The sequence below is a fragment of the Solimicrobium silvestre genome, assembly GCF_002976435.1.
In the GTDB taxonomy this organism is placed as follows: domain Bacteria; phylum Pseudomonadota; class Gammaproteobacteria; order Burkholderiales; family Burkholderiaceae_D; genus Solimicrobium; species Solimicrobium silvestre.
In genome coordinates this window covers 297096-311121 of record NZ_PUGF01000002.1, presented here as the reverse complement: position 1 = coordinate 311121, position 14026 = coordinate 297096, and the positions used below count along the sequence as shown (strand labels likewise).

The following is a 14026-nucleotide window of genomic DNA, read 5'->3' as shown; positions in this document are numbered from 1 at the left end:
ATTACTTAAATACATCGGTTTGTTAACACATTTACGTTTAGAAACTATTAAACACGTCATTTTCGGTAGATTTGCATTGAACCGCTATAATACGGTCACTCTTAATTAGACTCCATCGGCATGACAACAGACTCTCACTCAGGCACATCTAAAGCTGCTCGTTCGAATTCTCTCAATTCCGCACGGAAACGTCACCCTGCCGTTAACATTGCGCTCGGCTTTGTTGTTTTTTTGGTTGGAATAGCGCTAATCGGGGTGTTAGTTGTGGTTTTTGCGCTAACCCTGGCTTATCCCAATTTACCAGACTTGGACTCAATTACAAGTTATCGCCCAAAAATTCCACTTCGAGTATTTTCTGCAGACAATGTTCTACTCGGAGAATTTGGCGAGGAGCGACGTAGCGTCATGCAACTCAAAGACATTCCTGAAATCATGAAAAAAACCTTGCTGGCCACAGAAGATGATCGCTTCTATGAGCATGGTGGCGTTGATTATTTAGGTATTACACGCGCGGCTTTGCATAATTTAATGGGCGGGAGCAAACAAGGCGCTTCCACGATCACACAACAGGTGGCGCGAAACTTCTTCCTTTCTAGCGAACAAACCTTCAAACGTAAAATTTATGAAGTGTTAATGGCTTGGAAAATAGAACAAAATTTGAGTAAAGACCAGATTTTAGAAATTTACATGAACCAAATTTATTTGGGTCAACGTGCTTATGGTTTTGCTTCTGCGTCAAAAATCTATTTTGGTAAAAAATTACAAGACATTACGATTGCTGAGGCCGCAATGCTGGCAGGTTTGCCTAAAGCACCGGGCGCTTCCAATCCGATTTCTAATCCAAAACGCGCAAAAATTCGTCAACAAGCTATTTTGCAGCGCATGTTGCAACAAGGCTACATAACACCTGCCCAGTACGAACAAGCCAAGAATGAAGAAATTCATGTCGGCAATAATGTGAACGTATATGGCACACATGCTGAATACGTCACCGAAATGGCGCGTCAGATGGTGTACGAGCAATTCAAAGAAGAAACCTATACCTTAGGCTTAAACGTCTACACCACCGTTACCAAGGCGGATCAGGATGCGGCGTATTTGTCGCTGCGACGCGGCGTGATGGACTATGTAAAAAAACATGCGTACCGAGGACCTGAAGGCTATCTGGAGATTCCAGCGGACAAATCCGATGCAGAGGATGAAATAGAAAGCGCCTTGGCTGAACATCCTGACAGCGATGATATCGTCGCAGCGGTCGTGTTAGAAGCTACACCTAAAAACGTCCGTGCGGTCATGTCAAATGGCGATGAAATCAACATCACCGGCAACGGATTAACTTTTGCTGCCAGTGGCTTAAGCGCTGCGACTGCAGCCACCGCACCAAAACGCCGGATCATACGCGGCTCCATCATTCGAGTGAGCCTGGAAGATAAAACCTGGTCGATTACTCAAATGCCTGAAGTGGAATCTGCCTTTGTGGCGGCCTCCACCACAGACGGCGCGATTCGGGCGTTAGTTGGCGGCTTTGATTTTAATCGCAATAAATTTAATCATGTAACGCAAGCATGGCGTCAGCCAGGCTCAAGCTTCAAGCCCTTCATTTATTCAGCCTCATTAGAAAAAGGACTGTCTCCGGCAACCATGATTAATGATGCGCCAATTTCTTTTGGTGCCGGGCAAACAGGCGGACAAGCCTGGGAGCCTAAAAACTACGACAGCAAATACGAAGGCTTGATGACCATGCGCAAAGGGTTAACCAAATCCAAAAACATGATCTCAATTCGGATTTTGAATAAAATTGGCGCTAAGTACGGCCAGCAATATGTCACCCGCTTTGGCTTTGATGCGGATAAAAATCCTCCTTACCTGACCTTGGCATTAGGCGCTGGTGCGGTCACGCCACTGCAAATGGCTGGCGCGTATTCTGTTTTTGCGAATGGCGGTTATAAAATTAACCCTTATTTAATTTCTAAAATCACCGACAGCAACGGCAAAGTTCTCTCCGAAACCAAACCCGAGTTAGCTGGCAATGAAGCAAATCGGGTGATCGATGAACGTAATGCTTTCCTCATTGATAGCATGCTCAAAGACGTGGTCAGATACGGTACTGCCGCACGTGCAATGGCATTAAAACGTACTGATTTAGCGGGTAAAACCGGCACCACCAATGATTCCATCGACGCGTGGTTTGCAGGTTACCAGGCAAAATTGGTCGGCATTGCATGGATGGGTTTTGATCAACCCAAAAATTTAGGCAACCGCGAAACCGGTGGCGGATTATCGCTCCCGATCTGGATGGGCTTTATGCAAACCGCATTAAAAAATATCCCAATGGAAGAACGGGCTGTACCTAACGGAATTATTCAAGCCGACGGCGATTATTTTTATGTTGAAAATCCTCCTGGCAGCGGTGTTCAAGTATTAGATACGCCTGAAGCAATAGATCCGAACACGGCCCCGGTTGGAGCTGAACCAACTGCAACGGCACCAGCAGCTACTAATTAAAGTAAAGGCAGACTCAGAATTTTCCACTCCGAGTCTGCCTTTACTTTGCGGTATCTTTATTGTTTTTCCTACACTCATCTTGCATGATTAATTTTTTTCATCCGCTTTCAACTAAACGCTTTCTCAGAGGCTTACTTCGCCTATCGATAGGTTTATTTGTCCTCGCAATAGTAGCCGCGATTGTGACGGTGGCGCTGCTGTATCCGAGTTTACCTGAGCTCGACTCCATCACCAGCTATCGCCCCAAAATGCCGCTACGGGTTTTTTCTGCCGACGAGGTTTTATTAGCTGAATTTGGCGATGAACGTCGTAATGTAACGCCGCTGAAAGATATTCCACTCATCATGAAACAGGCTTTACTAGCAGTGGAAGATCAACATTTTTACGAACATAACGGCATTTACATTGTCGGTAATTTTCGTGCACTGCTACACAACATGACCAATTTTAGTGGCGGCCCAAAGCAAGGCGCGTCCACCATTACCCAACAAGTTGCGCGTAATTTTTTTCTGACCAATGAACAGACCTACCATCGCAAAATTATTGAAGCATTACTAACCTATAAAATTGAAAAGAACCTGACTAAAGATCAAATTCTGGAGCTGTATATGAACCAGATATATTTAGGTCAACGAGCTTATGGATTTGCTTCAGCAGCACAAATCTATTTCGGAAAAAAACTACAAGATATTACCCCCGCAGAAGCCGCTATGCTGGCCGGGCTGCCAAAGTCGCCAGCGCGAATAAACCCGATCACTAATTACCCGCGCGCAAAAACCCGACAGCTGGTGGTATTGCAATTAATGCGCCAACTGAACTACATCACTGAAGACCAATATCAACAAGCTAAAGTACAGCCATTACTGCTAAAAACCAGCAACAATGAATTTGGCATTCATGCCGAATATGTGGCGGAACTTGCTCGTCAAGCAGTGCAAGATGAGTTTAAGGCAGACAGCTATACGCGTGGCATCAATGTCTATACGACTATTCTCAAAGAAGACCAGATTGCGGCATACACTGCGCTACGCAAAGGCGTCATGGACTATGAAAAACGCCATGCTTATCGCGGCCCCGAAGCCTACCTAGATTTGCCTGACGACTCAGACGACGCCGACGAATTGATTGAAACGGCGTTTTCAAATTACCCAGCGAACGATGATTTTTTAAGTGCGGTTGTCTTGGAATCCACACCGAAAAAAGTCGTTGTAGTGGCTTCAAGCGGTGAAGAAATTACCATAACCGGCGGCGGCTTATCGTTTGCTGCAAGCGGCTTGGCGAACAATGCTTCCAGCAAAATTAAAATCAAACGCGGCGCGGTGCTGCGCGTCATCCAGGATGGCAAAAATTGGAGCATTACTCAATTACCGGAAGTTGAGTCCGCCTTTGTAGCCGCCGACACCAACACAGGCGCAATTCGCGCCTTAGTGGGTGGCTTTGATTTTAAACGCAATCAATTTAACCACGTTACCCAAGCATGGCGTCAACCCGGCTCCACGTTTAAGCCGTTCATCTATTCTGCATCGCTGGAAAAAGGTTTTACTCCAGCCACCATCATCAATGATGCGCCGTTAACGTTTGATGCAACGCAAACCGGCGGTCTTGCCTGGGAGCCAAAAAATTCGGATGACCAATACGATGGCCCAATTACCATGCGTGAAGCGTTAGCTAAATCCAAGAACATGGTATCTATCCAGATTTTAGAAAATATCGGCGTCAATTACGGCCAAGAATTTGCCATGAAGTTTGGCTTTGATGCCGATAAAAACCCACCTTATTTACCATTAGCTTTAGGCGCAGGCGCAGTAACACCATTACAAATGGCCGCCGCCTACGCCGTGTTTGCCAATGGCGGCTACAAAATCAAACCCTATTTAATTAGCAAAATAACCGATGCCAGCGGCACCGTCTTACATCAAACCGATGTCCCGAAACCCGGCATGGAAAGTAACCGTATCATCAGCGAAGGTAACGCCTTCATGATGGACAACCTGCTCAAAAACGTCGTCAAAAACGGCTCCGCATCACGCGCCTTAGTATTAAATCGACCCGATTTAGCCGGAAAAACCGGCACCACCAACAACGCCTATGATGCGTGGTTTGCCGGCTATCAATCAAGAATTGTTGCGGTAGCATGGATAGGATTTGACCAACCGAAAAATCTGGGCAGCCGCGAATTCGGCGGCGGTTTAGCCTTACCCATCTGGATAAGCTACATGCAAACCGCGCTACTTCATCAGCCGATAGAAGACCGCCCCGTGCCACCGACCGTCAGCTTAGTTGACGGCGACTATTCTTACACCGAGCCCCCAACAGCCATCGTACGCAGCATCGGCGTCAATCCAGCAGCTGCATCTATGCCAGTAGCTAGTCCAGTTCTTGAGTAAATTTAGATTGGTGATTGGAACTGCTGAAGTTGCTTTTGATGTTGAAGTTGCAGTTGCTTTTGACCTGCCTCCACTTCTGGTTCGGCCGTTTGTTTTACGGATAAATGGATCAGAAAGGTTCGCTGTTTGAGGTGTAGCAAGGGTTTCGTGGAGCATTGCTCCGCGCTTGCGGAACGGACTTCCCTTGCAAGGGAAGTCTCCCACAGGTACCTAAGGCTTTTATGCCGCAGCGAGTTTCGAACTTTTCCCATTTATCCGTAAAACAAACGGGGTTTCCGAAACAGCGTGGTCGCCTTTTTTTGCTTACTCTTTTTTGGCGAGACAAAAAAAGTGAGTAGCTGCCGGTCTACCACCGGCCAGCAATCTAAAATTAATCAGGCACCAATTATAAAATAGGGAGGGGGGGGGATTAATTTCATAATACCCCAGCATGCAAATGCAATTCACGCTATACAAGCTATTCATTACATTGAGCTTATTACATACCGTTAAATAATAACTATTCAATCAACGGAAGGCCCATTGGATACGTTAAATATCTCAAAAAATATGGGGAGTATATGAAATCATCCTTAATAACCCAAAAAATCACCCCAAATCAATCACCAATCCACCCTGCTCCAACGCAATCCCCGCCAACACCGCCATCAACTCACTACCATCCCGCGTATTAAGCCATTGTCGCCCATCGTGCTTATAATGAAACCCGCCCGATTTCGCCGCCACCCAAAGCTCACTAAGCGCTGCCTGACTATTAATAATAATTTTTGATTTATTGTGCAGGAATTCAATATCTAATAAAGAGCCATTGCGGCTGCATTCCACATCGATATCACCGCGCTGACCTGCTCCCTCAAAAACATCTTCAATCTGCGACAACGTTGCATCGATCAAGCTCAAAAATTCTGTTTCGGTCATGTTACACTCCCTGATTCGCAAACCGTCATTGTAAAAGAATTTAAGAGATCACCACTATGAAGTTTTTTTCTCGTTTAAGCTGGATCGCGCTTGTCGCTGGAATCATGTTTTGCATCAGCGCATGCGGACAAAAAGGCAGGTTAGTTGTGCCAGTCAAACCGCCAGCCGTGTCAACCCCATATCCTGTAGCCACACCAAAAGAAAACACCGAGAACGGTGCGGACTCAGAGATCAAACCAGAAGCTGCCGCGTCTACTCCGGAAGTCAGCACTCCGCCAAACAAAGATTAATGTTTAAATTCAATCGCACCCTGCTGTTGCGGGTGCTTTCCTTGCATTTCTTGGTAGGCAATTTGAATTTGTGCCAAATCAACGGCTTCATCACCCGTTAATTCTATCGCTTGGCAAATGCCAATTTCTTTGCGACGATAATCAATAAATGCGCACACTAATGGCACTTTTGCGGTGAGCGCAATATGATAAAAACCGCTGCGCCAATATGGGGTATAACTGCGCGTACCTTCAGGCGTGATCGCCAGCCAAAACCAGTCTGCTTGCTGCATGCGCTGCGCTAAATGCGGGATAGCCCCGCTAGACACACCACGTTCTATCGGCTCGCCGCCCCAATAGCGCACAAAACTCCCGATAAAAAATCCACTCACGCCTTTAAATAGTTTTTCTTTGACTAGAAATCGCAATGGAAATGCTATCGCCCATTTAGTCAGCATGCCGTAAAAAAAATCCCAGTTGCTGGTGTGCGGATAAAAAATCATCACGCCGCGCGTGGCCGGCAACCCGTCGTAGCGTAATGTCCAACCTAATGCATTTAAAGCTGCTAAAGAAATTTTAGAGAAGATGTTAGGTGCGTGTTGCGATGTAAATATGGGCGTCTGCATAAGGCATTATTTGAATTAGTAAAGTACTGTTTTTTTCAAATGATACCTTTAAAATTTCCGCATGGATATAGTGCAGCGTTTTTCACCCCACACTTAAACGCTGCTCATGTTGACGTTTTTGGATCGCCCAAAATAAGCGTAGCAACAACAGGATTGCGACAATGCTACCAAATAAAACCGGCTGGCTAAAATCATGCTTACCGGCCTTCATCCAGAAGTAATGCAACACCCCAAGTGAAGCGATCAGGTAGATTAATTTATGTAATTGCTGCCAACGCTTGGCCCCGACTCTTTTAATCATTTTATTCGTGCTGGTCAGCGCCAACGGCATCAGCAATATAAATGCCGTAAAACCAACCAAAATAAACGGGCGCTTCACCACATCTTTCAGCATTTCTGCGACGTCAAAAAAATGATCAAACCATAAAAAAGTCAGGAAATGCAGGCTGGCATAAAAGAATCCATACAAGCCCAACATCCGCCTCAACTTAACCATCCAGGACCAACCCGTCAATCGCCGGAGCGGCGTTACGGCTAATGTAATGCATAGAAAATACAGCGTCCAGTCACCGGTATTACGGGTGATAAATTCCAACGGATTCGCGCCAAGATGATCGGTAAACACCGCCAAAACCAAGCGTAGAAAAGGGAGCAGAGCCGCCACAAAAAGGCTGGCTTTGATGATGCTTTGTTGTTTTAAAGTGGGTGTCATTATTGTGCTTAGTAATATTTTTTCAAGTCCATACCGCTATACAGTGACGCCACTTCGCTATAGCCATTAAACATCAAGGTTTTACGTTTTTTGGTAAAAAAACCATCCTCACCAATCCGACGCTCACTGGCTTGCGACCAGCGAGGGTGATCTACTTCGGGATTCACATTGGAATAAAAACCGTATTCGCGTGGTGCCGTAGTATTCCACGCAGTTTTCGGTTGCTTGTTGGTGAAGCGGATTTTGACGATCGATTTTGGCGATTTAAATCCATACTTCCATGGCAACACCATCCGCACTGGCGCACCGTTTTGATTCGGCAGTACTTCGCCATACATCCCAAAAGTGAGCAAGGCTAACGGATGCATTGCCTCATCCATGCGCAAGCCTTCCACATACGGCCAGTCTAATACACCCTCACGCAAACCAGGCATTTGGCTTTTATCTGCCAAGGTCGTGAATTCAATATATTTAGCGTTACTGTTTGGCTCCACTTTTTTGATTAAATTAGACAGTGAAAAACCAATCCAAGGGATCACCATCGACCAACCTTCGACGCAACGCAGCCGATAAATGCGTTCTTCCAACGGCGCTATTTTCATCAAGCTATCTAAATCGAGTTTCATCGGCTTGTTAATTTCCCCCTCAATACTTACTGACCAAGGGCGTGTTTTTAAGCTGCCTGCGGATTGTGCCGGCTCTGATTTGTCGGTGCCAAATTCATAGTAATTATTGTAGGTAGTTGCGTCTTTATAAGCAGTTTTATTATCGATCACCACATAGTTGCTGTTAGTCGCGGCAGCTAATTTTTGAGCACCCGGATTCTGGGCAAAAGCGCTACGATTCGCCATTTCAAGCAAACCAGCACTGCCAATTGCTCCCACAGCGCATTGCTTAATAAACTGCCGACGTGCTTCAAAAATTTCACGCGGGGTGATTTCTGAAGACAAAATGATATTGCTGGGTTTAGATCGGATAAGCATGGCAACTCCAGATAGATTCTTGGTATAGAGCTTGGTCGGGATACACAGTAGAAAGCTTACAGCGAGGATGAAAATAATTGTGATTTTTTAAAATAAGAGTCTAAAAGTACGGGATTTACTGCTTTTAATATACTCCCCCATATTTTATAAAATATCTAACGCATCCAATGGCTATTAGAAACATAAAATATGAAAAAATTGATAGTATATTTTATTCCCAATATGCTTACTGCCTTAAACGTTAATTATTAATTAAGATACTAGGGTATAGTAAATACTTAACTAAAATTGTTTTACGAATAGATAGCGGGTAAATGCTTTTTTAAGGATAATTGCCGCACATAAAAGTTGGACTATTTAAAATCCTCAGGAGACCCCCAGTGTCATCGTTAAAAAGCAAACTATCCAACATCCCACAAGGAGCTGGCGCGCTATTTTTTATCCAAATGTTCTCTACCTTAGGCTTCGCCGTACTTTATTCGTCATTAGTGCTCTATGCCAGCAAGCATTTACATTTTTCGACTGCCAAGGCTGCCGCCGCCATGGGTATATTTGGTGCTTTTAACTATGGTCTGCATTTATTCGGCGGCTATTTGGGTGGACGTTTTTTAAGCAACCGCAATTTATTTGTTGGCGGCATGGTGTTACAAGTCATCGGATGCGCTTGTATCGCCGGAGGTTCTACCGAACTTTTTTACTGGGGACTAGCGCTCTTTTTAACCGGTAGTGGCCTCAATGTTACCTGCATCAACATGATGTTGACGCAACGTTTTAAACCGGAAGATATTCGCCGCGAAGGAGCGTTTTTATGGAACTACGCTGGCATGAACGTTGGTTTTTTTGTCGGCTTTACCGTAGCTGGTTATTACCAACTCACCGAGTCCTATGCCAGCTTGTTTATCTTTGCCACCTTAGGCAATTTCATGGCCATTGTGCTCGCCAGTTTCAACTGGAAATCATTAGTCGACCTAAACACACCTTTACTCAATGCCACACCGACAGAATATAAAAAACGTTTTATAGCTGGCATAGCGATCTTGCTTGGCTTAGTACCTGTTGTTTGGTATTTATTGCAATCTGAATGGACTGAGAATTTAGTCAAAACGATCTGCTTATTGGTTGCAATCACCTTGCTTTACCTCACCATCATTCATAAAGATAAGCGTGAAAAAAATAATATGTGGGCGTATTTAATACTCACGCTGAGCTCCCTGGTATTTTGGTCTCTATATCAAATGGCGCCGAATGGCTTGCAATTATTTGCCGTCAACAATGTGGATTTAGTTGTTTGGGGACACATCGTTGCACCGCAATGGATACAAAATATCAATACCGTCACTATCGTGTTTGGCGGCCCGTTAATGTCTGCATTATTTGTACGACTGCGCGCCAAAGGCTGGAATATAGACGTACCAAAACAGTTTTCTACGTCATTAATTTTAATGGGCTTGGGATTCCTGGCTTTGCCATTAGGCATCTTGTTCGCCGACGATAAAGGCATGGTCCCCTTCTTCTGGCTGTTCTTAAGCTATGTATTACAAAGCATAGGCGAACTGTTAATTTCCCCTGTTGGCTACGCCATGATCGGCCGTATGGCACCGCGCCAATACCAAGGCATCATGATGGGAAGCTGGATGCTCATCACCGGCGTAGCGTCGCTGTTTGCAGGCGATTTCTCCGGCATGATCCCAGAGCCATCGGCAGGCACACCCCTGACAACCAATGCAGACTATTCGCACCTGTTCTCCCAATTAGGCTGGGGCACGGTTGCCGTTGGCGTGGTGCTGGTAGTGTTGATACCATTCCTGCGTAAGCTGATCAAGGATAAGGAAGCGCCTGAGGTTGCTTAATTAGTTAAATCTCCCAAAAATCGCCTAGCAAGGCGATTTTTTTTGGTCAACGAATGTGTCAACCACGCTAATTAAAGCTTGTTGATGCTGCTTTTGAAGTTGAAGTTGAAGTTGATTTTGACCTACCTCCACTTCTGGTTCGGCCGGTTATTTTACGGATAAATGGATCAGAAAGGTTCGCTGTTTGAGCGTAGCGAGTTTCGAACTTTTCCCATTTATCCGTAAAATAATCGGGGTTTCCGAAACAGCGTGGTCGCCTTTTTTTGCTTACTCTTTTTTGGCGAGACAAAAAAAGTGAGTAGCTACCGGTCTACCACCGGCTCCAAGCCTAAAATAGGCTGCGCTAGCAACAAATATTAAGCAAAAAAAATCGCCAACAAGGCGATTTTTTAATCCAACAATCCGGCGACTTATCTACAACGTCCCATAAGAATGCAACCCAGACAAAAACATATTCACACCCAAAAACGCAAAGGTAGTCACCAACAACCCAATAACCGCCCACCAAGCCGCCACTTGCCCACGTAAGCCCTTCATCAACCTCATGTGCAACCAAGCCGCATAATTCAACCAAACAATCAACGCCCAAGTCTCTTTCGGATCCCAAGACCAATATCCACCCCAAGCATCCGCCGCCCACAACGCACCTAAAATAGTAGCAATAGTGAAGAAAGCAAACCCAACGGTAATCGCTTTATACATCACATCATCCAACACTTCCAAGGCAGGCAAACGGTCTACCAACCAACCTTTGGATTTAACTAAATATGCCACACCAACCATCGCTGCCAGTGAAAACGTACCGTAACCAATAAAGTTAGCCGGCACATGAATTTTCATCCACCAGCTTTGCAACGCCGGCACTAACGGTTGAATTTCAGCAGCGTCACGCTTAACGGTGTACCACAACAAAAACCCAACTGCTGCAGAAATAACCAACATCACAAACGGCCCCAATTGACGGGTTTTATACTGATGTTCGTAATACAAATAAAACAGCGCCGTGATCATTGCAAATAAAATGAACACTTCATATAAATTTGAAACCGGAATATGGCCAATATCGGCGCCCAGTAAATACGACTCATACCAGCGCACCATCATGCCGGTAAAGCCCATAATAACGGAGCTCCAGCACAACATGGATCCGATAGAATAACCCAGTGCGGAACGCGCGATTAAACCGCCCCAATAAAAAATCGTGGACAAGAAAAATAAAAAACTCATCCATAAAATGGCCGATTGCGAAGACAGCAAATACTTCAATAAAAATTTACTGTTGGCGAGCTCCAGCGAACCGCCATATTGGCTAATCGCACACCAGCTTAGTAGCGCCAGCACCGCAATTAACCAGCGCACCGATTTCCAGTTCCAGCCTAACAAGGCAAAAGTCGGTGCAGCCAATACCAGTACGATTTGTTCGTAGTAATCCATGTGATGGCTAAATCTCAATAAAGCCACGCCGGACGCGGTTAATAAAGCGACTGCGTACAACCAGTCCAGCACAGTTAAGCGCTTAAAAAAACCTTGGTAGGGCTGGTAGTTTTGGGTCATTTCCATCATTTTCTCCGTTACTTTTAATGAGAAGAATTGAGTAATTCTGTTTTCAATTGAACGAATTCTTTTTCAAAGTCCATCGTTTTACGCTGCGAGCTCATTGCTAACAGTGCGTGCGCACTTTGTTCCGAACCCTCCTGCTGGTCTTTAATCCAAACCCAAACACGCCGTTCGCGTATGTAAAACATCGAAAATATTCCTAGTACCAATAATACACACCCTAAATACACAATATTTTTACCCGGTGAACGTGTCACTTGCAGCACACTGGCCTTCACTTCATCATACGACTTTAACTGCAAATAAACTGGTGCGTTATAAAAAAATGCATCGGATAACGCGTTACTGGCTAACTGTAAAAAGTGGGCGTGTTTTTCATTGATATCTACCACTGGCAAGCCGTCTTGTTGCCTCGCCACTTGCCATAAATCCCACAAACTTCCGTTTAAAATTTTCATGAAAACGTTTGCCGCTTTTTCTTGCTCTTCAGCCGGAATTTTTTCTAAAAATTGTGACACTGCCATAAATCCGGCAACTTTACCGTCGCCAGCGAAAATGGCTAAACTTTTTTCAGCAGAGCTTTGTAACTGCGCACGTAATTTCATACCGGCAGCATCATTCGGTAAAGCGTGATTAGCGTATTCTGCCGCTGCTTTGGTGCGTAGTGCAGGGTTCAATAATGCAGCACGCAAACGCATCCAGTCCTGAACAGTATCATCGTCGTCAGCTGGAATACGTAAATAGCGGAATGGCTCTGAAGGCGACTCACGCACACCTGCCAAAAATACCCAGGAATCATCCATTTTTACCGACTGCATATAATTATTAAACTCGCGTGCCTGACCGTTTTTATCGCGTAATTTATATTGTACTGAGGCGCCCACATTTTTAAGGTCTTTGGTATTAATACCTTTTGCGGCCGAGCCTGAATGTTGATCGAGGCTAGTGGCAAGTTGTTGATTAAAACTTTTCTTAGTATCAACCGCACGCAAATCTTGCCCATTCGCCGCCATATTTTCCACGTTAAACGGACGGAAACCAGACCATTCAATTGTGTATTGATCGTCGGTAGCTAATGGCGTCGTTCCGCCTACTTCGCCCTTTACCTCAAACGACTCGGCATGATTGCCTGCCATTGGGTAAGCTGCGAGTCGTAGCTTACTACCACCATCTTCAAAGCTGGATTGATAAACCGCGATGCCTTTATAAATCAGCGGCTCATTGACCTTAATGGTGGCGGGAAAAGTCTTGCCGGTAGCATGATCTTGCACCTCAACTTCACTGGCAAACAACTTAGGCATACCGGTTGAATAAAATTCAATAATGAATTTTTTGAGGTAAATTGAAAATGGTAAATCTTGAATAAACACGCCATTCGCTTGCGGAATAATGGCGGCGTCGCTGGTTTTCCCTTCCGGTATCATGGTGTTACCGCGAAAGGTCGGGTTATTCAAACTGAGTCGATGTTTACCGTCGATCTGACTAATCAACCCGTTACCGTCAAAGGGCACTTTACCCATAAACCATTGTTCAAAGCGGATAGATAAATCGGAATCTAACAAGCCACCAATAAGAATAATCACAATCGCGCTATGCGCAAAGATATAGCCTAATTTATTCGCTGCACCTTGTTTAGCGGTGATCAGCGTAGCGTTATCTTTTTCGACCAATTTAATTTTGTAGCCGCGCTGCGCTAATTGCTTAACCACTTGTGCAACCAATGCAGGGCGTGGCAAGGCACTATTCCAGGCTATTTTGTGTGCAAAATTAGTGAGCGATTGCTCACGTACATTGTCACGCCAGCTACGCATGTCTTTCAACATTTTTGGCGTATTGCGGATCAGACACAAACTAGTGGAAAGCACCAAGAATGTCATAATCAGCAAAAACCACCAACTGCTATATAGCGAGTACAAGCTCAAATGGCGAAACACCTCAAACCAGAAAGGGCCAAACTGATTCACGTAATTTGGCATCGGTTCATTTTGCTTGAGCACCGTACCGATAATGGAGGTAATGGCGATCAGGCTTAATAAGCTGATCGCAAAACGCATTGATGAAATCAGCTCAACAAATTCGGCAAACTGATTAACTTTGCTACGCGACTGATTCTGCTCACTTGGAGGTTCAGTCATTGAAGAAGTATTGGCAGGTGTTTCAGTTGTCATAGTGTCTTAAAAAAACAAAAGGGCAGCTATTCGCCACCCTTTTAGTGTACC

Annotated in this window: 10 protein-coding genes; 4 read left to right on the top strand and 6 right to left on the bottom strand. The window is 45.0% G+C overall.

The window, feature by feature from the left end; all coding sequences use genetic code 11:
• The first annotated feature begins 120 nt into the window (after window positions 1–120).
• Both S2091_RS03905 and S2091_RS03900 read left to right on the top strand, forming a co-directional pair.
• Window positions 121–2505 carry a penicillin-binding protein 1A gene (locus tag S2091_RS03905; protein ID WP_105530474.1) on the top strand — a complete coding sequence of 795 codons (2385 nt, stop codon included), beginning with the start codon at window positions 121–123 and terminating at the stop codon, window positions 2503–2505.
• Window positions 2506–2588: 83 nt separating this feature from the next.
• The gene (locus tag S2091_RS03900) at window positions 2589–4892 is read left to right on the top strand and encodes a penicillin-binding protein 1A (RefSeq protein ID WP_105530473.1); all 2304 of its coding nucleotides are present in this window, start codon (window positions 2589–2591) and stop codon (window positions 4890–4892) included.
• A gap of 588 nt (window positions 4893–5480) precedes the next feature.
• Here the strand turns inward: S2091_RS03900 and cyaY are convergent.
• Window positions 5481–5810 carry an iron donor protein CyaY gene (gene cyaY / locus S2091_RS03890; RefSeq protein WP_105530471.1) on the bottom strand — a complete coding sequence of 110 codons (330 nt, stop codon included), beginning with the start codon at window positions 5808–5810 and terminating at the stop codon, window positions 5481–5483.
• Between the two features lie 56 nt (window positions 5811–5866).
• Between cyaY and S2091_RS03885 the strand changes: the two genes are divergently transcribed.
• Complete coding sequence (locus S2091_RS03885) at window positions 5867–6100, top strand: hypothetical protein (protein WP_105530470.1); 234 nt, start codon at window positions 5867–5869, stop codon at window positions 6098–6100.
• Here S2091_RS03885 and S2091_RS03880 read toward each other — a convergent pair.
• The 3 genes from S2091_RS03880 to msrP form a co-directional block, all read right to left on the bottom strand.
• Window positions 6097–6705, bottom strand: a complete 609-nt coding sequence (locus tag S2091_RS03880; RefSeq protein WP_105530469.1) for a 1-acyl-sn-glycerol-3-phosphate acyltransferase — start codon at window positions 6703–6705, stop codon at window positions 6097–6099. The two genes, S2091_RS03885 and S2091_RS03880, sit on opposite strands and share 4 nt — an antisense overlap.
• 82 nt (window positions 6706–6787) lie before the next feature.
• The gene (locus S2091_RS03875) at window positions 6788–7417 is read right to left on the bottom strand and encodes a protein-methionine-sulfoxide reductase heme-binding subunit MsrQ (RefSeq protein ID WP_105530468.1); all 630 of its coding nucleotides are present in this window, start codon (window positions 7415–7417) and stop codon (window positions 6788–6790) included.
• A gap of 8 nt (window positions 7418–7425) precedes the next feature.
• The gene (gene msrP / locus S2091_RS03870) at window positions 7426–8400 is read right to left on the bottom strand and encodes a protein-methionine-sulfoxide reductase catalytic subunit MsrP (RefSeq protein ID WP_105530467.1); all 975 of its coding nucleotides are present in this window, start codon (window positions 8398–8400) and stop codon (window positions 7426–7428) included.
• A 380-nt stretch (window positions 8401–8780) separates the two neighbouring features.
• Between msrP and S2091_RS03865 the strand changes: the two genes are divergently transcribed.
• Window positions 8781–10250: a peptide MFS transporter gene (locus S2091_RS03865; protein WP_207769601.1), complete on the top strand. Its 1470-nt coding sequence runs from the start codon at window positions 8781–8783 to the stop codon at window positions 10248–10250.
• A 414-nt stretch (window positions 10251–10664) separates the two neighbouring features.
• Here S2091_RS03865 and ccsB read toward each other — a convergent pair whose 3' ends face one another.
• Together ccsB and S2091_RS03855 are read right to left on the bottom strand one after the other, a co-directional pair.
• Complete coding sequence (gene ccsB / locus S2091_RS03860) at window positions 10665–11810, bottom strand: c-type cytochrome biogenesis protein CcsB (RefSeq protein WP_105530466.1); 1146 nt, start codon at window positions 11808–11810, stop codon at window positions 10665–10667.
• A 17-nt stretch (window positions 11811–11827) separates the two neighbouring features.
• Complete coding sequence (locus S2091_RS03855; protein ID WP_423828227.1) at window positions 11828–13975, bottom strand: cytochrome c biogenesis protein ResB; 2148 nt, start codon at window positions 13973–13975, stop codon at window positions 11828–11830.
• Between the last annotated feature and the right edge of the window lie 51 nt (window positions 13976–14026).

Coding starts and splice junctions, on each gene's coding strand:
- S2091_RS03905 (WP_105530474.1), top strand. CDS start 121: ATGACAACAGACTCTCACTCAGGCACATCTAAAGCTGCTCGTTCGAAT.
- S2091_RS03900 (WP_105530473.1), top strand. CDS start 2,589: ATGATTAATTTTTTTCATCCGCTTTCAACTAAACGCTTTCTCAGAGGC.
- cyaY (WP_105530471.1), bottom strand. CDS start 5,810: ATGACCGAAACAGAATTTTTGAGCTTGATCGATGCAACGTTGTCGCAG.
- S2091_RS03885 (WP_105530470.1), top strand. CDS start 5,867: ATGAAGTTTTTTTCTCGTTTAAGCTGGATCGCGCTTGTCGCTGGAATC.
- S2091_RS03880 (WP_105530469.1), bottom strand. CDS start 6,705: ATGCAGACGCCCATATTTACATCGCAACACGCACCTAACATCTTCTCT.
- S2091_RS03875 (WP_105530468.1), bottom strand. CDS start 7,417: ATGACACCCACTTTAAAACAACAAAGCATCATCAAAGCCAGCCTTTTT.
- msrP (WP_105530467.1), bottom strand. CDS start 8,400: ATGCTTATCCGATCTAAACCCAGCAATATCATTTTGTCTTCAGAAATC.
- ccsB (WP_105530466.1), bottom strand. CDS start 11,810: ATGGAAATGACCCAAAACTACCAGCCCTACCAAGGTTTTTTTAAGCGC.
- S2091_RS03855 (WP_423828227.1), bottom strand. CDS start 13,975: ATGACAACTGAAACACCTGCCAATACTTCTTCAATGACTGAACCTCCA.